The following is a 20,474-nucleotide window of genomic DNA, read 5'->3' as shown; positions in this document are numbered from 1 at the left end:
ACATTCCTATACAGAATATTGACTCACTGGATTCCCCGCTAAGATCAAAAATTATTCCCCATTGCCAGCATGCTGAGTTACTGCCAAAAATGGCTATCCTTTCTCCGCTATAGATCCGTCCCTTTTGCGGTATACCTAACAGACTTCAGACTCTATTTCACCGTCGCGTAGCTTAGTGACCAGTATGTCTCCTTTGTCTAACTGGTCAGCCGAACGCACAAGCTCACCACTCTTGGTCAAACTGATAGAGAAACCTCGTTCAAAAGCACTATCTGGTCCAAGCGCCCGTAGCATCGATTTTTGCCTCTGTAACTGACGCTCAAACCGTTCAAGTTTACTCGTTAAGACACTATCTAACAATTTCTTCCGGTTCGCGACCTTCTCAAGTCGACCATCGATCAGGTTTTCTGGATGGAGTGTTGAGTAGCGTTGCTTCATCAGAGCTAGCCACTGCTGGCGCTCGTTTAACTGCTGAACGACCGCATCATCCATATCTTTCCCAGTCTGTAATAAGCGAAGCATTGGTTCACGCAGCACTCGCTCCACTGACATGGACAGAGCACCACGCTGCATACCACTAAGCTGTACCTCGTAACGTCTGACCTCACTCTCGACTACGCGCGACATTCCCGCTCCATAACGCTGTAACTTCCTCAGTAAATCTTCTCCATCAGGCACCACCAATTCAGCTGCAGCACTCGGTGTAGGAGCGCGCATATCAGCCACAAAATCAGCAATCGTAAAATCAATTTCATGCCCAACAGCCGAAACAACAGGAATGCTACAGGCTGCCATCGCACGAGCCACGATCTCCTCATTAAAATTCCATAAATCTTCTAACGATCCACCACCTCGACCCACAATCAACACATCCACCTCTGGCAGGCCATTCTCCTGCCACTGACTCCATTGGTTGATAGCATCGGCAATCCCATTCTCAGCCCCCACGCCCTGCACTTGCACGGCATATAAAACTGGCTGAACCCATGGAGCTCTTCGCCCCAGCACATTAAGCATATCCTGTAGGGCTGCACCTGTTCCTGAGGTGATTAACCCCACCTTCTTAGGAAATCTTGGCAAAGGCCTCTTCCTCTCTTTTGCAAAAAGCCCTTCAGCATCTAGCTTTTTTTTCAGAGCCTCAAACCGAGCCTGTAATTCCCCCTCACCCGCGGACTCCACTTGTCTGACAATCAGCTGAACTGAGCCACGTGCTTCGTACACTGAAACTTCACCAAAAAGCCTCACCTGCATCCCATTGTCTGGTTGAACCTTCGCTCTACTCGCATTCCCACGAAACATCACACAGCTCATCTGCGCTCCGTCATCTTTCAATGTGAAATAAAGGTGCCCACTTGACTGACGGCGCATGTTAGAAACCTCTCCTTCTACCCACACTTCACCGAGCTCAATCTCTAGAAGATTACGCATTTTTCTAACGAGACGAGTGACGCTGATCGTTTTGGCTTCGGGCATGTACGCATCATTAACACTTCATCTCTAGATTCAAGGAATACTCTCTGATGCACTTGACTCACACACCATACTTGGATAACTGATCACTCGATTCCAAGTGATTTCTAAAAATCTTGTCGGCTCATATTCCAACCTTAAAAAAACTTGTCTTTAGCCAGTTCCGTACACTGGTAGTGGTCTTACTGATCCTCTCATTAGGAGTTGGCAGTATTATCATTCAGGTTCTTGGTTGGGCTACTATGCTCCCAGCTCAGCTGGCCCAAACTGGCTCTGTTAGCCAAGCTGTCGAAAACACCTTTGACGGTGAGCACGCTTGCCCGATGTGTAAAATCGCATCAGCTAAACGCGAAACAGAGCAACAACAATCTCCAGACGCTCCAGCCCAGAAGGATCAAAAAGTGAAAGAGAAGCAGCCATTCATCACTTTCTCCATCGAAGCCTCCAAAACCTTTTCACAGCTACAGCACACTTTCCCCGCTCTCTCCGATGATCTCGCCCAGCGTTCTTACGGGCATCATCCAGACACACCTCCGCCACAGGCATTGAGTTAATTCCGTAGCATTAGTCTAGACCACCATAAAGGCGTTTCTTCACGGACTCGTTCTGACGTGACGTACTCTAGTATAGCTACGCCTGTCTACCTTAGCTGAGCTCACACGCTCCTAGCTCTAGGTAGAGTCAACATTACTGCAGCACACGAGATGTTGCGCCCCCACTCCTCAGATCTACGCACTCACGCGTCCCGTTTTCTGAGGCCTAAACTGTGCGATTTCATCCGACAATCACGGATTGCAATCAGGCACATACTCAATCCATTTATAAAATTTAAGAAACATGAAATCCATGACATCTGGCTTACTAAGCATAAGCCTCGTACCAACATTCGTTTTCGCGGAGACAAACGAATCACTTGAAACCACAACTATCACAGCACAGTCCCCCGACTTACTTGACAGTATAGCTGCAGCTGAAGAAAGAATTCGTAACCTCCCTGGCGCCGGTAGCATCATCAAGCTAGACGACCTCCCAGGCAGCGTTATCACACCACAAGACATCTTCGAATTCACTCCAGAGGTCTACGCTCAATCCACAGGCACAGCGAACGATACACGCCTTTCCATCCGTGGTTCTGGACTCCAGCGCCGCTACGGAAGTCGTGGCATCTCATTATTAGTCGATGGGATTCCAGCGAATGACGCGGACGGTTCATTCTATTTCCGAGTCATTAACCCCCTCAGCATTGACCACATCGATGTCTACCCGGGAGCAAACGGACTACTTTACGGTGGTACTCAACTGGGCGGCGCGATCAATATTGTTCAAAAAAATGGCATCAGCGCCCCGGGTGCCGAAATGACTTTAGAGTACGGAAGTTTTGATTCCTTCCGAGGTTCAGTGCAATACGGGATAGAAGAAGGAAAATGGGACTTTTTCTCAAGCTATAGTTACTCAGAGTCAGATGGATATCGCGACCAACAAGCATGGCACAGCCACCACTTCAATGCCAACCTCGGCTACCACTGGAGTGATGAAGCGCAAACCAGATTCTACTTCCTCTATAGCGACTCAGACGCCCAACTGTCAGGCTCGTTAACCGAAGAAGAATTTCACGACGATCCTACGCAAGCAAACCCGAATCAAGACCCACAAACCGATCGAGATCTTTCTACTATAAAAATTTCACAGCGTACCACATGGGGAAATGACCAAGCCAACTACGCATTCTACGCGTACTACCAATACCTAGATTTCGATCACCTCACAGGTATCGGGGTTGGAGCATTCAACAACCTTGTAGACTATGACACAGACGAAGTCGGCATCGGTTTTCAATCTGAAAATGAGTGGCAACTCGCTTCTAAAAAGCAAATTGTCCGTAGTAATGTGACCTATAATTACGGTCGAAACGAAGTAGGTGGTTATAGTGGATTCGTTCCCTTTCCTGGTTTCCCCACTAAAAGTAACGCACGTAAAGATGTGGCTTCTAATATTAACCTCTACTTAGAAAATGAGACTCTATTGACCGAGAATGATCGTATTTTCCTTGGAGCTGGCTACCAAGAAGCTCATCGTAAACGTCGCATCGAACCCGAAAACGGCAATCAAGCTAACTTCGATGAAAACCAAGGTGGTGCAGTATGGAGAATTGGCTATATCAAGGACCTCACAGGTTCTAACCAATTATTCGCCAACCTAAGTCAGAGCTTCGAGGCCGCCCCTTTCTCCGAAGTCGTCGCGGAAGTTGATCCCCAAACAGCGCGCACATTTGAAGTAGGTACTCGCTTCCAATATGGTTTTGCCTCAGGTCAGCTGACAGGCTACTTCAGCCAAGTTGACGATGAGTTCATCGATGTCGAGATTGCTCCATATCAATATGAAACAACAAATGAAGACACTACCCACAAAGGGATAGAAGCCTACCTCACGCTCGACCTAAACGATGCCTTCAACTGGGGAGCCAACTACCAGTTAGACTTCGTACAGAGCTATCAGCTCAATGACTTCAGCTTTGATGAAGGTCAATATGACGGCAACCAATTACCAGCAGTTGCCGAGCAGGTATACGCTGGAAGTCTCCAGCTAACCTCACCAGATGAGAAGTGGCAGACATCAATCACTGTCGACTGGCTTCCTACTGGCATCATTGCAGACAACGCTAACACCCTCAAATCTGAAGCATACGACATTTGGAAATTTGCGGTGAAGTACAAAGTGAATACTCACCTATCACTCTACGGAGGTGTCGATAATCTCTTCGATAAAGACCATGTGACGACTGTCACTGTAAACCCAACCTCTAATGCCTACCTGAGCCCTGGAGACGGCCGCGCTGCTTACATTGGTGCCACGCTCAAGTGGTAATTCCTTTGCCTTGAAGTAATCAACTAAACTGACCCGTTTACGTAAACCCCCTACGTAAACGGGTCCTTACTTGCACCATGAAAAAGAAACTCTTCCATCTCCACAAGCGGCTCGCACCTTGGATAGCTATCCCTGTTATTCTCTGGGCCCTTACCGGACTACTTCACCCGATCATGGCTAACTGGCTCCGCCCAAGTATCGCTAACATGTTCTTACGGCCAGCCCCACTACAGGCCAGCCCTTCTCAGCTCACTCCGGCAGAGGTATTGAACACCAGCTCAGATAAGGTCCATCAGCTCAACCTCATAACTATCGGTGACACCCCTGTTTACCGTAGCGTAGATACGAACGATGCTCTCTATTTCCACGATGCAGAAACTGGAGAATTGGTAGAAAATGCAGCCCAGCGCTACGCCGAGCAACTCGCTCGTGCCTACCTAGATGACTCCAACTCCGCTCTACTTTCTATATCTAAAATTGATGCTTTCGGAGCGGACTACAGCTACATCAATAGACTGCTCCCTGTACACCGTGTCAAACTAGACCGCCCCGACGGCATGGAAGTAGTAGTCGATCTACGCACTGGGAAACTAGCAACCTTCGACTCACCATCAAAACGTCTATTCGCAAAACTCTTCTCATGGGGGCACACGTGGTCATTTCTTGGAGCGCGTGACAGCACCTTACGAATCACCGTAGTCCTAGTCATGAGCCTGCTTAGTCTCTGCATGGCGATCACAGGCATCGTAAACCTCGTCACACTGCGAGTGAAAAGAAAAGACGGAAAAGTGAGGAAACTAAGAGCTAGCCGTAAGTTCCACAGAATCCTCGGAGCGGGCAGTGCCCTATTCTACCTCATGTTCAGCATCAGTGGTATTTACCACGTCGCCGCGAAATACAACTACGACGACTCGACACAATGGGCCAGCGCACAGTCCGTGCCAGTTTCTCAACTCACCCACCACCCACACGAAATTCTAGCAAAATCTAATAAGCCTGTGCACACCCTCAGCTTGGCGGAGATTGACGAAAACACTTACTACCGCCTAGCGCAGATGGACCGTCAGAACCACGGCGCTAACCTCTATCTTTCTGCCGAAGACCTTAGCCCTCTCGAACATGGAGAAGAAATATTCGCCACTCAGTTAGCCTGCGAATTCTCAGGCTATCATGCGGATCAAGTCTCTAAAATCGAGCCCATCACTAGCTTTCAGCGCGACTATGGTTTCATCTTCAAGCGTCTACCTGTCGTGCGAGTTCACTTCGACCAACAAGACTACTGGCACTACACCGTGGACACCATAAATGCCCATATGGCTATGCGTACAAAGCCTAGTAATTTAGTAGAAACCCTAAGCTTCATTAACCTCCACAAGTTCCACTTCCTCGACCCCATCAGCAAGGACCTGCGTGACTATGTCACAGCAATAGCAGCAGTTTCCATTGCTCTCGTCACAGCTCTTGGACTAACACTATTGCTTAAACGCCGGAAAAACTAACAGCTATCCACACTTTGTATTTATGGTGCCTCTGTAAGCCTCTGGAGAAAATTTATATTAGCAGAGGCGCTTCAGCTCAGATCTGAATTTTCACCTCGTTATCCCTATTAGTAATCGTCTCCTTCATCAGCAGCCTTCAGAGCTGACATTATTGACATCTAAAGCTGCTAATTTACAGAGCTCATTCGGTATTTCCGAGTGAGCTTTTTTAGTTCTCTGAGATAAAAATAAACTATCATCTCCAGCGAGAACTTGCCAATCTCAGCCCATGCAAATTCAACAAGCCACTTTTCAAGTCAGTTCCCCTGACCTTGATACATGTCCAGCACCTGAGCTTCCCGAGTTCGCATTTATCGGGCGCTCAAACGTCGGTAAATCCTCACTAATCAATGCGATTACGAACCAGCGGAAGCCACTCGCTGATGTCTCGAAAACTCCGGGCCGCACACAGATGATTAACTTTTTTAGGATCAATAATAAGTGGCACCTCGTTGATCTTCCTGGCTATGGTTTTGCGAAAGTTTCAGGAAAGAAGAAGGATAAGTTTAATGAATTCGTATCTGACTACTTACTCAATCGAGAGAACCTTGTTTGTGTCTTCCAGCTCATTGACTCTCGACACACACCACAAAAACTCGACCTACAATTCTCTCAATGGCTGATGGAAGCTGGTATCCCGTTCGTCCTTGCATTTACCAAGTCTGATAAAATGAAAATTGGTGCAGTCAACCGCCATGCAGAAGCCTACCACCTAGCCATGAGCGAGTTTTGTGAAGTCTTCCCTAGAACAATCATCACCTCTTCTGAGAATGGACTCGGTAGAAAAGACATCCTCAATTTCATCCAAGCGGCCATCGACGCCAAAGCTTAATGTAATCCTTGGGAATAATTCTATCCTTCTACGCTCTAACATTTACATATAAAATTATCGCTCCATGAAATTCATTCCAAAAACTTTACTCAAAGCTGTTGTCATAAGCAGTCTGGCGACGTCAGCTCTCTCCCTCACTCAACTCCAAGCTCAAGACGCAACAGCCGAGATTAGTAATCTAACTGTTGGCTCCGACGCTCCAGCACTAGAGGGCATCACTTGGATTCAAGGTGACCCCATCAAGTCCCTCGATGAAAAAGGCAAAGTCTATATGCTCGAACTCTGGGCGACATGGTGTGGCCCTTGTGTTCAGATCATCCCGCATGTCAATGAATGGGACCAAAAATACAAAAGCAAAGGGCTTGTCGTCATTGGCATGAATGTCTTCGAAGACGATATCGAAACCGTCAAAAAGTTTGTAGAATCACAAGGTGACGCAATGTCCTATCGTGTTGCCTTCTCAGGTGGTCAAGGTAGCCCATTTGAAAGCAACTGGCTCCGCCCAGCCGGAATTCAAGGCATCCCACACGCTCTCCTTATCAAGGATGGTAAGATCATTTTTAAAGGGCACCCAGGTGGACTTGACGACACGACTATTGAATCAATGTTAGCTGGTGACTTCGATGCCGCGAAATTCGCTGCAGAGGCGGCTGAAACCGAAAAATCCGAAGCTGAGCTTCGCGAGAAAATCACCCCTCTATTCGAAGCTCAGGATTGGGATGGAATCATCGCTGTTGCTGAAAAGTTAGATGATAGCAATCCAGCAAAGCTCCAACTCACTCTTACAGCTGTAAGTCAAAAATCTGACTGGGATGCTCTTTCCAAGATTCGTGCTGATATAGCTACTGACCCAGATAGTTTACTTACAGTCACAGCTGTGGACGAAAATGCTGCACTTGGTATGAAAACGGGGAAAGGAGCTAAGGAATATGCAACACTCGCTCTTGAAGACCAATCAGCTATTGAAGGTCCTGTAGAACAACAAATCCCTTCTCTCATCGCGAAAGCTCGTCTCCAGTTTCTCTCAGGTGACACCGAGAGCTCCGCTAAAACAATCGCACAAGCCAAAGAGCTCGCAGCGAAAGTCGAGGATCCACAATTTAAGACTCAGGTCGACCTGATCCTTCCTGCGATTGAAACTTCTATGAAGGATGGAAAATTCCCAAGTATTCAGGAAGTCATGCAAGGCCAATAATCATTAGCTCATTTACTCAATTTAGAGCCCACAGTGCACCATCGCATTGTGGGCTTTTTTCATTTTCAATGATCGGTTAGTATGCGCACGTGCCAGCGAAGAAAAAGCTCAACAAGCCACTTGTAGGTAAAGCTCTAGTCAAAGAGGTAAACCGGCGTATTCGCTTATCTCGGAACCACTGGGACGCACACAACAACAAAGCCTGTAGACGCGAGCGTGAAAAAGCCCTCACACTCTATCAGACGCTAACAGAAGTGCAGAAAGAGCAAGTTCCACAGACGCTTCGAGTCTGGCTTCGCTACCGCAGCGAGAAATACTTTGGAGCCCAGCGCACCAAGCCAAAAGGCGAGCCTCCGAAATAAGGCCTCACTTCTGAGATCGCTTCATCGCTTGGTCAAACCAGTTCTCTGTGGGAGTATTTTTCGTTTGAGTGCTAAAGAATGGTTTTTCTTCATCAGGCTGTTTCCCCCCAGCTTTGTTCAACCAAATGATACTAGCTCCTGGGTTCTTTTGGTCTTTAGCAAAACGCGCTTCGTACTGCTCGGCGAGATGACGCATCAGCGAAATGGCACGAGGAGCAATCACCGATTGGCCCGAGAGCGAGCCATAACCATGGATTACCTTCACCCCCTTGAAGTGCCCGTAAACAGCTTGATCTAGGGCATGAATGATCTTCTGCTGCGCTAACTCCCAAGTCTCGCCACTATGCGCCACGTCTACCTCATACATAGCATTACGCCCCATGTCCTCACGGCTGGTTTGACACTTCGGACAGGAACTTTGATTCTCAAGAGGGAACCCACAATGGCGGCAATGCGGCATGACTAAAACTTACTAATACGCGATAAAAAGGAAAGCCTCAGTTGCTTTCACAACTGAGGCTTATTAAAATGGCTCCGGCACTTGGGATCGAACCAAGGACCTAGTGATTAACAGTCACCCGCTCTACCGCTGAGCTATGCCGGAACTTTTCGTCTTAAGTCTGACGACTTGTAACGGGCGGGAAATTGCACCAACTAGCCTGCTGATGCAAGAAAAAGAATGTACTTATCTGTCTTTTTTTATCCAGCTAACCACGCTTCAGCCTCAGGTCCTTTATTTGGCTCAAAACTCTTGATCGCTATAGACGGGAGAAATAGCCCTTCAAGCTCAGCCATTTTCCGGATCCACTTTTTATCTGCAATAAGTGCAACTTTCTTAACCCGCGTCATTAACTTCAACCAGCTTGGCAAATCAGCTAGCTTCACTGCCAGCGTTGCCGCACTCGGCATTTCGAAGTCGTGAAGTTGGTATAAAATCACTCCACCTTCCATGCCCACCGTTTTCGCTTCAAAATCAGCTAAGGCATACTCCATCTGCTCAGGAGAGAGGAGCCCCGTCACCTCAAGATTGAGACGCTTGTCGTTAATTTTCGTGAGAGTGATCATGCACTAAGTTAGCATCCAGACACATCAACATGTGTATATTTCTGTGTGAACTTTCGACAAACAGAAAATTAAATCTGATCAGCGCTGTGTTGCTTGATTTTTAAAACCTTCACTACCCCACATGCTTACTCTCTTTCAAACTCAAATTCAGGTATGTCATCTACTGCGACACCTAATGACTTGAGCGTTGCTAGATCCTCTCGACTCGGATCACCACAGAAAAACGGAGGGAGCTTCGGGTCCTCAAAAGAATCCTCTTGGTACCTCCCCCGTTCTAACTGTACTAGTAACTTTCCGCTGATACCCCCCCCAGGAATCTCTGCAGCAACGAGAGTAAGCTCATCTCCTTTTTTAAGTTCGATATACTCGCCATAGGCAATGTCATCTAGCCCGCCAGACTTCGATTCTTTACGGCGGTTACTCACATCAGCAGGCTTATAGCGAAGTTCATCTTCATGGCGGGAGACATAAAAGACTAGCTTGCCATTTACTAAAACACACATTGCATCATCAAATACGCCTGCAAACCTAAGTGATTTACTCGGAGCCTTTTTTATCACTCCTTTGTACACAATGATAACTTGTTTAGGGTCAATATAAGAAGAACCAAAAACCGTCGGAGCCTCTTCAGCTTTCATCCTTGGAACGATTAAGTATTTAAGCTCATTAGCTTCATCGGCCATGCGGTACTCACTCAAAGATTTGTCACTGAAACCTTTACGAATTAAGTCTTTAAATGCTTCATAAAAAGCCATTTTTGAATCACGAGCTTCACCAACCTCAGTCGGTTTCCCTTCCTCATCTTGTTTTAAGTCATAAAGATTTCCAACAAAACCAGTTTCAAATGCGCTGGATCCAAAAGCTATATTTTCTTGCGCGATGGCAAGATGTCCCAAACCACATAACAATGAGGGAATTAAGAATTTAAATATCATTTTTGCACTTTAAATACCTAATTTCCCACTGTCGACAGGTATCGATCCACAAGCGCGACAAGAATCATTACAAAGTGCGCCACAAAAAGAGCATCTAGTAACCGCAACATTCCTAGCATGAAAGTAAAAATCTGCGAGGAAACTATTCAAAGTAAAAAAGGAAAGCCTCATCTCCTATGAGGAAATGAGGCTTATTAAGTGGCTCCGGCACTTGGGATCGAACCAAGGACCTAGTGATTAACAGTCACCCGCTCTACCGCTGAGCTATGCCGGAACTTTTTGTCTTAAGCCTTGCGACTTGCGACGGCGGGAAACTGCACGATTCCCAGATTCTGTGCAAGAAAAAACTAGGACCTCATTTGACTTTTTTTAGCGAGCACTCAATGCCACAGCATTTGCCGCGGCATAGAGCTTTGCATGTGTAAGACTTACCTTCACTTGAGCGATGTGGTGCTTCTCTGCAAATTCTTTCCCTGCACCACTCAGTTCCACACTCGGCTCACCGCTTGAAGCGCGCTGAATGCTCATATCTAGCCAGGACAGCTCTTTCCCGATTCCGGTACCGAAAGATTTGGCCACAGCTTCCTTCACAGCAAAGCGTGCTGCGTAATTCACATGTGGACGCTTTTGGGCATCGCAATACGCGCGTTCGGCAGGCGTAAAAATACGATTGAGAAACTTGTCGCCAAATTTTTCGATCGATTCCTCGATGCGCTCGATCTCGACCACATCTATACCTATACCAAAAATCTGCATACTAACCGCGATAGCCTTTCATCAACTCAACCATTTCAGCCACAGCTTGCTGGAAGCCCACCTTTACCGAGCGAGCTACAATAGAATGGCCGATGTTAAATTCTACAAAGTGCGGCACGTCGTAGAGGTCTACGATGTTCGTGTAGTTGATACCGTGACCAGCATTCACTTGTACCCCGAGCTCATGCCCTTTGACCGCGGCCTCAGTGAGACGCGCGACTTCCTTTTGGCGTTGTTCACCAAAGGCATTCGCAAAACAGCCAGTGTGTAGCTCGACCATTTCAGCCCCGATCTTAGCCGAAGCTTCCACCTGCTCGACATCCGGATCAATGAACATACTGATCTTAATGCCAGCAGCTTGAAGCTTCTCCACAGTCGGCTTCAGCTTATCAAATAAACCTGCCACATCCAGCCCCCCCTCAGTGGTCACTTCCTCACGGGTCTCAGGAACAAGACACACGAATTCGGGTTGGATCTTCAAAGCGAGTTCCAACATCTCTTGTGTATTCCCCATTTCCAAGTTTAGCGGCAGATCACATTGCTCCTTCACGGCAAAAGCATCTGCGTCCTGCATGTGACGACGGTCAACGCGCACGTGAATAGTAATAGAATCAGCTCCACCAGCTTTAGCGTCCTCTACCACTCCTACCGGAGAAGGTTCCGCATTCGGTGAATCTGGAAGTAGTGCGTAGCGCGCCTGGCGCAGTGTCGCGACGTGATCAATGTTAACTCCGAGAAGTAAGCTCATGCCATCGGTATGCCTCAGCGCGCTCTATTTGTCACGCATTTGCTCTATCTCATCGCGGTGAAACCACCCGACAAAGAACCATGCACCCACCGCTACCAGCGTGCCACCTATCAGATCGACCACCACATGCTGGCGCAGTGCTATGGTTGACCAGAAGATCCCCAGCACCCACAGCCAGATTAAGCAACGAGCCACTGGCTGAAAACGACTACACTGACTCGCAGCCAATCCAGCAATCACCGCCAAAGCTGCGTGCAAAGATGGAAATGCATTCCTCGGTGCATCATAGGCCAATAGTAGCTCATAAAAAAATGGAGCCTGATCGAGAGGAACCTCTTCACGTGAGACTCCATTCGGAAAAAAGAAAAAGACCATGTGAGCCACCATAGTAGCCCACCCAATAGTCAAAAAGTAGTGGAGAGCTACTGGCCAGCGCGCGCTCAATCCAACAAGAGCCAACAACAGGAAAAAAGTATCATAAAACCACAAGGCGTAGAAATTCATGGGAATCCAGCGATCAAAGGCAGTAGGCTCTAACCAGTACACCTCACGAATAGCGAACCGCTGCAGTAACATGTACGGCGCCATGATCCAGATCACCAAGACGATACCTGAATATACTCGACGCAACAAATCTTTATAGGTGGAGTTCATGCTCTAACACCTAAAGTACAACATCACAAAGTAGAGACAACAAGGAAACTACTTCCTCGCTCCTCGAACGGCACCCACCATCATGCCTATACCACCTACCGAGAAGATAGCTGGAAACCAAATGGAATAGCCCGCAGCCTTTGTGTCATGATCCAGGATCGCCATGCTAGCATTTTCGGGATTCACATAACACACAGATTGAGCATCTTGCGGGTACTCAGCGATTTGCTTTTTCACCTTCTCAATAGATTTTTGCCATTTTTGACCACGCGGCTTGTACAGCTCACTCACATAGTCGCCGCCTTGAAACTGGTACTTGAAAGCTACTTCCCAACGGTATTCAGGAGCGATATTGACATCCGCACGCTTGCCAACCTCTGACTGAATAATAAGGCAAGGAGTCTCCACCCACTCACGGGTATCGCTGGCGCTACGAAAGCTTTTCGCCATCAACCAGCAAAAGCCAGCTCCAAGAAAAAACAAAAAAAGCCCAATACCGAAAAGGTAAATGGAACCAGCTTTACTAGATTTTTCACTCATAGCCACGGTAAAGACGCCGCTCTATCGGCATCAATCTAAGATTTATATATAAAAGAAAAGTAGCATGTAGGATGGTGAGGTTCTATAAGAAACTCGCTTATTCAAAGTACTCTTTCAGATCACAAGTGGGACGTCTATAGAGTGACGCCCCTCATAGATTACTTATTCTCTTCCTCTTCGGAAGGAGCTGTAGGAAGCTGAGCTACTTCATCAAGTAGGTTCACCATGTCTACACCGCGTTCGGTTGAGGTGTCTTCACGGAACATCAAAACTGGTGTACAGCGGAGATTCGTGCGCTTGTTAATGAATCTCTGGATCGCGCCTTTATTCTGTGTAAGTTTTAATAAGACATTGTCCATATTACCACCGAGCACGCTTACGAAGACTTTGCCTTCGCGTAGGTCATCGGTGATGTGGACATCACTGATTGTCACGAGTGCGTTTTTAAATTCGAATTCCTTTTGAACGAAGCTACTAATTTCACGCTTCAAGAGTTCATTGATTTTATCGAGTCGTTGAGACATTTCTTTTTGATTTTTTAAATTTAAGAACCGTAATTCTCGAGTCAAAAAAAGCCCCGGGACCAACCCCGAGGCTTTTAAAAATTCGGTTAGAGAGTCTGTGCGACCTTCTCCAAGTTGTAACACTGGATTATATCGCCTTCTTCGTAATCGTTAAAGGCTCCGAGCTTGATACCACATTCGATACCTTGCTTAACTTCTTTAACTTCGTCGTGGAAACGACGAAGTGTGGACATCTTGCCATCGAACACTGGAGTTCCACCGCGGAGGACACGAGCATGCGCCACACGGGTCACTTTGCCATCCTTCACGATACAGCCACCAGCTTTACCTTTGTTCACCTTGAACACCTGCTTCACCTCTGCGTGACCAATGATGGTCTCACGAGTCTCAGGCTCTAGAAGGCCTAGCATAGTATCACGTACAGTATCGATAAGTTCGTAAACGATAGAATAGAGTTTAATCTCTACACCTTCGCGTTTGGCAGCTTGAACAGCCTTACTTTCCACCTTGGTATTGAAACCAATCACAACTGCATTCGCCGAACTAGCGAGTAGGATGTCAGACTCAGTAATCGAACCTGCTGCGGCGTGAATGAAACGCGCCTCCACTTTATCAGACTCAATCTCAGCGATTGCGCCAGTAATAGCACCTACAGAACCTTGAACATCAGTTTTAAGGATAAGCTGAAGACGAGCCTTTTGAGCATCACCTTTTGCTAAGGACATGAAGTCACTGAGGCGGCTCTTCTGAGCTCCACCGAGACGTTCATTACGCTTCTCACCCTGACGCTCAGCCGATAGCTTCTTAGAAGCACGCTCAGATTCCATCTCAACAACTTGATCACCCACATTGGGTAGCTCAGCAAAACCAAGTACCTCTACAGGTGTAGCTGGGCCTGCCGCTTGGAGAGGCTTCCCGTTGTCATCAAGCATAGATTTGATCTTACCACTAAATGGTCCACAGATGAACGGCATGCCGGGCTTCAGTGTTCCACTTTCAACGATCACTGTAGCAGTAGGACCTTTACCCGCTTGGATACGAGCTTCGATCACAGATGCACGAGCATTCGCTTTAGGGTTCGCATTGAGTTCGAGAACTTCAGCCTGCAGAGCGAGTAGCTCAAGAAGGTCTTCCATTCCTGTTCCGTTTTTAGCGGAAACATCTACACACTCAACATCTCCACCGAAATCAACCGGTGTAAGACCGTGTTCCATGAGCTGAGTACGTACACGAGTAGGATCAGCACCAGGTAGGTCACACTTGTTGACGGCTACAATGATGGTCTTCTTCGCTGCTTTCGCGTGGTCAATAGCTTCCTTAGTCTGTGGCATGATGCCATCATCGGCAGCAACCACGAGAACGACGATGTCTGTAATATCAGCACCGCGTGCACGCATTTTTGAGAAAATGGCGTGACCTGGAGTATCAAGCAGCGTGATTGGACGACCTAGGTCATCCTTCACTCCGTACGCTCCAATGTGCTGGGTAATTCCACCAGCCTCACCCGCAGCAACGCGTGATTTACGCACATAGTCGAGTAAAGATGTCTTACCATGGTCAACGTGACCCATGAAAGTAATGATCGGAGCACGTAACTTGAGCTGATCTTCTGGGACGTCTTCTTCTGGTTCTGGCTCTACAAAAACTTCTTCTACTTTGTGAACACCTGCACCCTTTTCACGCTTTTCGCGCTCAAATTTGAAGCCGTGTTGGTCACAGAGTTTCTCCGCTACTTCTGGTTCGATCGCCTGATGTGGCGCTACGAAAACCTGAAGCTTAATAAGATCAGCCATGAGCTGGAAGGGCTTAAGATCCATTGCGTCAGCAAGTTCACTGACCACAATCGGTGGCTTGAGGTGAATGATTTTCTCACCATCCACAGCAGCTACTTCAGTAACAGGAGCAGAAGCTGGTGACTCGTCTGAGACTTCCTCAGCCTTGACTAGTTCAACATCCACCTTCGGCTCATTGAGCTTAGAAATGCTTGGAAGCTTGGCGTTACCCGTACCCTTTGTAATCCCAGAGGTCTTCTTCTTACCACCTTCGTCAAAGATGTCGAGAGCCTCAGCCTTTTTATCGTCGAGAGTCTTCACCTTGGAAGCTTCATCACGCTGTCGTTCACGGCGGGATGGCTTCTTCGGCTTACTGTCGTCGAGTAGGTCGAGAACTTTCTTCTTTTCGTTTATGTTATCTTTCTGATCAGCCATAGAGCTGTTCTTTCGGTGTTTAGTTTAATAGCAGTCACTAGCATGCAAGCTGTGCTGCTCGGGGTTGGGATTAGGCACTAGCTTGTGCCGCTTCTGCCTTCTTGAGAATTTCTTGAGCGTCCTCGTCGGAAATCTCAAGTGCCTGCGCGATATATTCCGCTGGCATCTGAGTCACGAGTTCGAGAGTCGCACCACCTGCACGGAAAAGCTTATCCGCAGTATCGTCATCGATACCTAGTTGGTCAGCAATGCTATGTGAAGCATCAGAAATACGAGCTTCAAACTGTTCTTGCTGGCTCTCATCCTTACGGACTTGTACATCCCAGCCCATTAGACGGGAAGTGAGTCGCGCATTCTGACCTCGACGGCCAATTGCTTTGGAGAGTTCCTCTTCATCAACAGTGACGTTGACCACCTTGTTCTCTTCATCCAGAGATACGGAGCGGAGAGTCGCCGGCTTAAGTGCTTCGTGCACAAACTCTTCTGGATCATCGCTCCAACGGATGATGTCGACCTTTTCGTTATTGAGCTCACGGACGATGTTCTTCACACGCGCTCCACGAAGACCAACACAAGCACCTACTGGATCAACGTTCTCATCAGCACTAGAAACAGCAACCTTAGTGCGGTAGCCTGCTTCACGTGCGATACCACGGAGTTCAACAGTACGGTCAGAAATTTCACTCACTTCAGCTTCGAAGAGACGACGGACAAAATTAGGATGGCTACGGGAGAGAATGATCTCAGGTCCACGTTGCTCGTTTTCAACGGCTACCACGTATGCGCGGATACGGTCACCGATATTGTATTCCTCAGTAGAAACACGCTCACGGGAAGACATTTTACCTTCAAACTTACCGAGATCGATCCAGACATCGCTCTTTTCGAAACGACGCACGGTGCCACTCACGATGTCACCTGCACGGTCCTTGAACTCGTCATAGATCATTTCCTTCTCAGCCTGACGGAGACGCTGCATCATTGTCTGCTTGGCTGTCTGAACTGCGATACGTCCAAAGTTCTTTGGAGTCACATTGAGTTCTATCTGACCTCCGACTTCAACATCAGCTTTGATCTTACGCGCTGTGGAAACCACTACTTCGTTCCATTGATCCATTTGCTCACCATCTGCCACTACCTGAAGGGTGGCAAAAATTGTCGCATCACCTTTCTTAGTATCAATAGCTGCACGGAGTTCCTCAATGTTATCGGAACCCGGCACCATCTTGCGGTATGCTGAAAGAAAAGCGAACTGAAGCGCAGCAAGGACCTTATCACGGTCGATGCCTTTTTCCTTCTCATAATAGTCAATGAGAGCGACGATATCGTTAGTCATGGTTAGTAAAGTGTATCTGTATTTGGGGCCAGTCACAGAAGATATCCTGATACAAAAAAGAGTGGGCTAAAACACCCACCCCTTCCTTCCGGCCAGAGTTGTATGCGCTCTACTTAGCAGAGCCGTTTTTACTTGCAAGACTAATCTCAGCCCTCACAAACACCCATTTCACGCGTGAACCTCTGTGCATTATCCATTTAGAACCGCCCTATTTACAGAGACTCAAAAAAAATGAGGTAAAAGAGAAAAACATTCTTGTCATCCACCTCTCCAGCCACTACGTCTCTGCCCGCACCGCAAGGAGCACCTCAAATAACCAACAAACGCGCAGATAGCTCAGTTGGTAGAGCAGTTGGCTTTTAACCAATTGGTCCTGGGTTCGAGTCCCAGTCTGCGTACTTTTAAAATGTAGAAATCGCCTCAAGCGCTTAACCAGCCTTGAGGCTTTTTTGTGCCTTAAACTAAAGACCTAGAAGAGAACGCAGTTCGACTGCTAGCATTGTGAATTGAATGAACAATGCGTATCCAAATCAGTGAGCTGCACGAGCTGACCGGTGTCGGACAACTACTCCTTTTTTATTTATCTATCTTGTCCTCCAGTTTACGGGCTTTTAGAGGAGACAAGAGGTCTATCTGGTATTCAGCCCTTTTATCTGTCGGACCATTTTCTAGCTGTAGCACACCTCGTGGACAGACTGCGGAGCACATACCACAGCCGACACAGGAAGCTCGGACGATATCCTGACCTCTCTGGGCATACCACCTCACATCGATCCCCATTTCACAGTACGTAGAGCAGTTTCCACAGGAAATGCACTGAGCTCCATTAGTGGTGACACGGAATCTAGATTTCATTTTCTGAATGATTCCAAGCACCGCGGCCATAGGACAGCCGAAGCGACACCAAACACGGGTACCTAGGATCGGGTAAAAGCCTGTGCCAATGACCCCAGCAGCCACACTACCGATTAAGAACCCATAGACTTTATGAATCTTAGGAGAAAACTCAGGAAAATAACCAAATGCTTTGGTCAGCCACACGAAGCCTGTCATCACAACCACAAATACAAATACTGTGTAGATGGACACTTTTTCAAATTTCCAAGCAGTCAGAGACTTATTTGAGAGATGTCTCCATGAATCGCCCGCTGTATTGGCAAGTCCACCACAGCCGCACACCCATGAACAATACCAACGTTTACCGAAATAATAGGTGAGTATCGGTGTCGCGATAAGAGTCATGATAATTGCCCAACTAACGATAAAGTGTCCAACCGCTCCCTTTTCTGCCAACTCAGCTACTTTACCTGGCATCATCACCTTGTATTCAAGTGGCCAGAAGTAGTTCGGCGCGAAATATGGCTGATTCAAACGCTCCATCAAATATGGAGTCAAGAATGCTAGAAAAAATTGAGAAGCGATGATTGAAGACGTCCTAATCATTTGATAGCGAGAATGACGGTATTTCAATATCGCCTTAGTTCCCATAATGATTACACCAATCGTATAGAGCGCGCCGTAGACAAACCATTGGTCGGCTGGACGGTTGCGGATCAACAAGCTGAGAGGATCAAAGAAGCGGGTTAAGCCAATGATATGCTCAGGCCACCAGTAGTAGAGTATATAAAATGAGGTGAACGTCACCCCGATCAGCCAGCCAATGGCTCCACGGGAGGTTGCTGAAGACCTAGTCATTCCATTATTTTGGATACCTGGCTGTCTCTTCAAGTGAGAGCGCACACCATAGGTGAGACCTCCTGCGAAAATAGCAGTGAGTGACACCCAGAAAGTAGCACCGACAGCAATCGCTTCACATACATTAAACAGGGACGCAAACATCAATGAGATCCCTATGCCCAGAATAACCAATCCGATACGCTGAAGGTAATCCAGCTTAGGATCTGGAGGGACAATCGAATGGCTTTCATGAATCATACTTGGCATATTATACTGTAGGTGAGGGTTGGAGACGTCTTAGGAGGCTTGAGAAAAGACCTTTTTTTACTTTATGAGCCACTTGGTGCTGCGGATTCATTTCATTCCAGCGCTCTATAATCTGAGGCTCATACTTCTTAAAAAACTCTGGATCGAAATTAGCTGCAGCTAAGTGGGCCATGACTTCTGGAATAGTAGTCTTGGATGCTATCCAATGTTCCCAAACTTGATGGCGGTGACGCATGCCAAACACATTACAGCCCGTGACAGCTAAAGATTCGGTCTCATAATTAATACGAATCGTTACATTCGCATCCTTAGCCTGCCAAAAAAAAGTTGATTCACCCTCGGGAGGCTTCGGCATAACCATTCCATAGGTCTGGTATTCAATATCAAAAAACTTAGCAGAGTTCCACCAAATGCCTGGTTCATAAGGCTTTTCTTTACCCCGCAAGTTTTCGGCCAAATGAGCACCATGCATTTTCCCCGTGTACCAAACTTGCTCTAGTGGTCTTCGTCCAGGAAGTGGCTCGCGAAACTGTGCACAGTCACCAATCGACCAAATATTCGGGACATTGGTTCTAAAATAATGATCCACTAAAATACCTCTGTCCGTTTCAATCGCCTCGTTTGAAGCCATCCAAGCGATGTTTGGTCGCACGCCAGCAGTGATTCCAACGATCTGACAATCAATTCGCTCTCCCTTCTTGGTCATGACATGTGAGACACGTCCGTCTGCCCCTTCATGAATAGAACCTAGTTCCTCCCCCATTCGTAGATCGCAGTGGTGCTCACGTACATGCTTCCCAATGATGTGAGCCTCTTCCTCAGGAAGTACGCTGCCCCAAAACTTATTCTCCCTCACAAGAAAGCTAACAGGGATACCGCGAGAGAGAAGACACTCAGCCATTTCAATACCGATTAAGCCACCACCTGTGATCACCGCATGTTTAGCGGTCTTGGCAGACTCTTCTAATTGGTCAAGATCCTGCTTTGAGTAGAGTCCTTGAACTCCAGGCAGATCTTGTCCGGGCCAGCCAAACTTGTTAGGTACCGATCCAAGGGCAAGAATGAGCTCCTGATACTCCATTCTCTCGCCCCCTTGAAGCACAATTTGATTTCTATCTGAGTCTATGGTTTCGACCCAAGCTCGGAGAAGATCGATGCGGTTTTTCTCCCAGAAAAAATCTTCGTAAGGTTTCGTATCCTTATAGTTCATATGCCCCATAAAAATATACATCAGGGCAGTGCGTGAAAAGTGATGGTCAGTCTCTCCGGAGATGATCAGCAATGGGACCTCAGAATCCAGCTTACGGATCTCGCGCGCTGCTGTCACTCCAGCAATGCCATTGCCTATTATTATGATTGGTTGCATATGATCGGTAATACTTGTTGATTTCAACGAAACTTGTGGGTGCTGATCTCTGCCCAGTAAGACACCAAACTCTTCGGCTTTATTCCCACAACATCCTATTATTATAATCCGAGACATACCAATTGAGTACGTTTTTT

Annotated in this window: 19 protein-coding genes and 3 tRNA genes; 7 read left to right on the top strand and 15 right to left on the bottom strand. The window is 47.3% G+C overall.

Going from position 1 to position 20,474, the window contains the following annotated elements:
• Positions 1-135 precede the first annotated feature (135 nt).
• Positions 136-1,473, bottom strand: a complete 1,338-nt coding sequence (xseA, locus tag ACSHX2_RS02390) for an exodeoxyribonuclease VII large subunit (RefSeq protein WP_435690197.1) — start codon at positions 1,471-1,473, stop codon at positions 136-138.
• Positions 1,474-1,586: 113 nt separating this feature from the next.
• Between xseA and ACSHX2_RS02385 the strand changes: the two genes are divergently transcribed.
• The 6 genes from ACSHX2_RS02385 to ACSHX2_RS02360 all read left to right on the top strand — a co-directional run bounded on the left by ACSHX2_RS02385 (position 1,587) and on the right by ACSHX2_RS02360 (position 8,262).
• Complete coding sequence (locus ACSHX2_RS02385; RefSeq protein WP_435690195.1) at positions 1,587-2,024, top strand: hypothetical protein; 438 nt, start codon at positions 1,587-1,589, stop codon at positions 2,022-2,024.
• Between the two features lie 283 nt (positions 2,025-2,307).
• Entirely contained in the window at positions 2,308-4,335 is a 2,028-nt protein-coding gene (locus ACSHX2_RS02380; protein ID WP_435690193.1) for a TonB-dependent receptor family protein, read from the top strand.
• A gap of 77 nt (positions 4,336-4,412) precedes the next feature.
• Positions 4,413-5,834, top strand: a complete 1,422-nt coding sequence (locus tag ACSHX2_RS02375) for a PepSY-associated TM helix domain-containing protein (RefSeq protein ID WP_435690191.1) — start codon at positions 4,413-4,415, stop codon at positions 5,832-5,834.
• A 268-nt stretch (positions 5,835-6,102) separates the two neighbouring features.
• A complete protein-coding gene (yihA, locus tag ACSHX2_RS02370; RefSeq protein WP_435690189.1) occupies positions 6,103-6,705 on the top strand; it encodes a ribosome biogenesis GTP-binding protein YihA/YsxC in 603 nt (200 codons plus the stop codon).
• A 64-nt stretch (positions 6,706-6,769) separates the two neighbouring features.
• The gene (locus tag ACSHX2_RS02365; RefSeq protein WP_435690187.1) at positions 6,770-7,900 is read left to right on the top strand and encodes a TlpA family protein disulfide reductase; all 1,131 of its coding nucleotides are present in this window, start codon (positions 6,770-6,772) and stop codon (positions 7,898-7,900) included.
• An 89-nt stretch (positions 7,901-7,989) separates the two neighbouring features.
• Positions 7,990-8,262, top strand: coding sequence for a Precorrin-3B methylase (locus ACSHX2_RS02360; RefSeq protein ID WP_435690185.1), 273 nt, complete (start codon positions 7,990-7,992; stop codon positions 8,260-8,262).
• A gap of 4 nt (positions 8,263-8,266) precedes the next feature.
• On the opposite strand, the gene ACSHX2_RS02355 is transcribed toward ACSHX2_RS02360, so the two are convergent.
• The 12 genes from ACSHX2_RS02355 to nusA all read right to left on the bottom strand — a co-directional run bounded on the left by ACSHX2_RS02355 (position 8,267) and on the right by nusA (position 17,027).
• Positions 8,267-8,722: a hypothetical protein gene (locus ACSHX2_RS02355; RefSeq protein WP_435690183.1), complete on the bottom strand. Its 456-nt coding sequence runs from the start codon at positions 8,720-8,722 to the stop codon at positions 8,267-8,269.
• 69 nt (positions 8,723-8,791) lie between these two features.
• Positions 8,792-8,866, bottom strand: a tRNA-Asn gene (locus ACSHX2_RS02350).
• A gap of 95 nt (positions 8,867-8,961) precedes the next feature.
• A complete protein-coding gene (locus tag ACSHX2_RS02345) occupies positions 8,962-9,327 on the bottom strand; it encodes an STAS/SEC14 domain-containing protein (protein ID WP_435690182.1) in 366 nt (121 codons plus the stop codon).
• 125 nt (positions 9,328-9,452) lie between these two features.
• A complete protein-coding gene (locus ACSHX2_RS02340) occupies positions 9,453-10,262 on the bottom strand; it encodes a hypothetical protein (RefSeq protein ID WP_435690180.1) in 810 nt (269 codons plus the stop codon).
• 199 nt (positions 10,263-10,461) lie between these two features.
• Positions 10,462-10,536: transfer RNA gene (locus ACSHX2_RS02335), tRNA-Asn, on the bottom strand.
• 95 nt (positions 10,537-10,631) lie between these two features.
• Positions 10,632-11,018 carry a holo-ACP synthase gene (acpS, locus tag ACSHX2_RS02330; RefSeq protein WP_435690179.1) on the bottom strand — a complete coding sequence of 129 codons (387 nt, stop codon included), beginning with the start codon at positions 11,016-11,018 and terminating at the stop codon, positions 10,632-10,634.
• Position 11,019: 1 nt separating this feature from the next.
• Positions 11,020-11,766, bottom strand: a complete 747-nt coding sequence (locus ACSHX2_RS02325) for a pyridoxine 5'-phosphate synthase (RefSeq protein ID WP_435690177.1) — start codon at positions 11,764-11,766, stop codon at positions 11,020-11,022.
• A 24-nt stretch (positions 11,767-11,790) separates the two neighbouring features.
• Positions 11,791-12,420: a phosphatase PAP2 family protein gene (locus ACSHX2_RS02320; protein WP_435690175.1), complete on the bottom strand. Its 630-nt coding sequence runs from the start codon at positions 12,418-12,420 to the stop codon at positions 11,791-11,793.
• 48 nt (positions 12,421-12,468) lie between these two features.
• Positions 12,469-12,960: a DUF3592 domain-containing protein gene (locus ACSHX2_RS02315; protein WP_435690173.1), complete on the bottom strand. Its 492-nt coding sequence runs from the start codon at positions 12,958-12,960 to the stop codon at positions 12,469-12,471.
• 158 nt (positions 12,961-13,118) lie between these two features.
• Complete coding sequence (gene rbfA, locus ACSHX2_RS02310) at positions 13,119-13,484, bottom strand: 30S ribosome-binding factor RbfA (protein WP_435690171.1); 366 nt, start codon at positions 13,482-13,484, stop codon at positions 13,119-13,121.
• Positions 13,485-13,570: 86 nt separating this feature from the next.
• Positions 13,571-15,691 (bottom strand): translation initiation factor IF-2, encoded by a 2,121-nt coding sequence (gene infB / locus ACSHX2_RS02305; RefSeq protein ID WP_435690169.1) that lies wholly within the window; start codon positions 15,689-15,691, stop codon positions 13,571-13,573.
• A 70-nt stretch (positions 15,692-15,761) separates the two neighbouring features.
• A complete protein-coding gene (gene nusA, locus ACSHX2_RS02300; RefSeq protein ID WP_435690168.1) occupies positions 15,762-17,027 on the bottom strand; it encodes a transcription termination factor NusA in 1,266 nt (421 codons plus the stop codon).
• Positions 17,028-17,352: 325 nt separating this feature from the next.
• Here nusA and ACSHX2_RS02295 point away from each other — a divergent pair.
• Positions 17,353-17,425 (top strand) — tRNA-Lys (locus ACSHX2_RS02295).
• A gap of 178 nt (positions 17,426-17,603) precedes the next feature.
• On the opposite strand, the gene ACSHX2_RS02290 is transcribed toward ACSHX2_RS02295, so the two are convergent.
• Together ACSHX2_RS02290 and ACSHX2_RS02285 are read right to left on the bottom strand one after the other, a co-directional pair.
• Entirely contained in the window at positions 17,604-18,971 is a 1,368-nt protein-coding gene (locus ACSHX2_RS02290; protein WP_435690166.1) for a 4Fe-4S binding protein, read from the bottom strand.
• A 1-nt stretch (position 18,972) separates the two neighbouring features.
• The gene (locus tag ACSHX2_RS02285; RefSeq protein ID WP_435690165.1) at positions 18,973-20,337 is read right to left on the bottom strand and encodes an NAD(P)/FAD-dependent oxidoreductase; all 1,365 of its coding nucleotides are present in this window, start codon (positions 20,335-20,337) and stop codon (positions 18,973-18,975) included.
• Positions 20,338-20,474: the final 137 nt, after the last annotated feature.

Source organism: Rubritalea sp. (assembly GCF_051252225.1).
GTDB lineage: Bacteria > Verrucomicrobiota > Verrucomicrobiia > Verrucomicrobiales > Akkermansiaceae > Rubritalea.
The sequence above is the reverse complement of the archived record's forward strand: the minus strand, read 5'-3'. Positions and strand labels throughout refer to the sequence as shown.

Bases quoted from the DNA above. Each gene is read 5' to 3' on its own strand.
- xseA (WP_435690197.1), bottom strand. From the start codon at position 1,473: ATGCCCGAAGCCAAAACGATCAGCGTCACTCGTCTCGTTAGAAAAATG.
- ACSHX2_RS02380 (WP_435690193.1), top strand. From the start codon at position 2,308: ATGAAATCCATGACATCTGGCTTACTAAGCATAAGCCTCGTACCAACA.
- ACSHX2_RS02375 (WP_435690191.1), top strand. From the start codon at position 4,413: ATGAAAAAGAAACTCTTCCATCTCCACAAGCGGCTCGCACCTTGGATA.
- yihA (WP_435690189.1), top strand. From the start codon at position 6,103: ATGCAAATTCAACAAGCCACTTTTCAAGTCAGTTCCCCTGACCTTGAT.
- ACSHX2_RS02365 (WP_435690187.1), top strand. From the start codon at position 6,770: ATGAAATTCATTCCAAAAACTTTACTCAAAGCTGTTGTCATAAGCAGT.
- ACSHX2_RS02355 (WP_435690183.1), bottom strand. From the start codon at position 8,722: ATGCCGCATTGCCGCCATTGTGGGTTCCCTCTTGAGAATCAAAGTTCC.
- ACSHX2_RS02345 (WP_435690182.1), bottom strand. From the start codon at position 9,327: ATGATCACTCTCACGAAAATTAACGACAAGCGTCTCAATCTTGAGGTG.
- ACSHX2_RS02340 (WP_435690180.1), bottom strand. From the start codon at position 10,262: ATGATATTTAAATTCTTAATTCCCTCATTGTTATGTGGTTTGGGACAT.
- acpS (WP_435690179.1), bottom strand. From the start codon at position 11,018: ATGCAGATTTTTGGTATAGGTATAGATGTGGTCGAGATCGAGCGCATC.
- ACSHX2_RS02325 (WP_435690177.1), bottom strand. From the start codon at position 11,766: ATGAGCTTACTTCTCGGAGTTAACATTGATCACGTCGCGACACTGCGC.
- ACSHX2_RS02320 (WP_435690175.1), bottom strand. From the start codon at position 12,420: ATGAACTCCACCTATAAAGATTTGTTGCGTCGAGTATATTCAGGTATC.
- ACSHX2_RS02315 (WP_435690173.1), bottom strand. From the start codon at position 12,960: ATGAGTGAAAAATCTAGTAAAGCTGGTTCCATTTACCTTTTCGGTATT.
- rbfA (WP_435690171.1), bottom strand. From the start codon at position 13,484: ATGTCTCAACGACTCGATAAAATCAATGAACTCTTGAAGCGTGAAATT.
- infB (WP_435690169.1), bottom strand. From the start codon at position 15,691: ATGGCTGATCAGAAAGATAACATAAACGAAAAGAAGAAAGTTCTCGAC.
- nusA (WP_435690168.1), bottom strand. From the start codon at position 17,027: ATGACTAACGATATCGTCGCTCTCATTGACTATTATGAGAAGGAAAAA.
- ACSHX2_RS02290 (WP_435690166.1), bottom strand. From the start codon at position 18,971: ATGCCAAGTATGATTCATGAAAGCCATTCGATTGTCCCTCCAGATCCT.
- ACSHX2_RS02285 (WP_435690165.1), bottom strand. From the start codon at position 20,337: ATGCAACCAATCATAATAATAGGCAATGGCATTGCTGGAGTGACAGCA.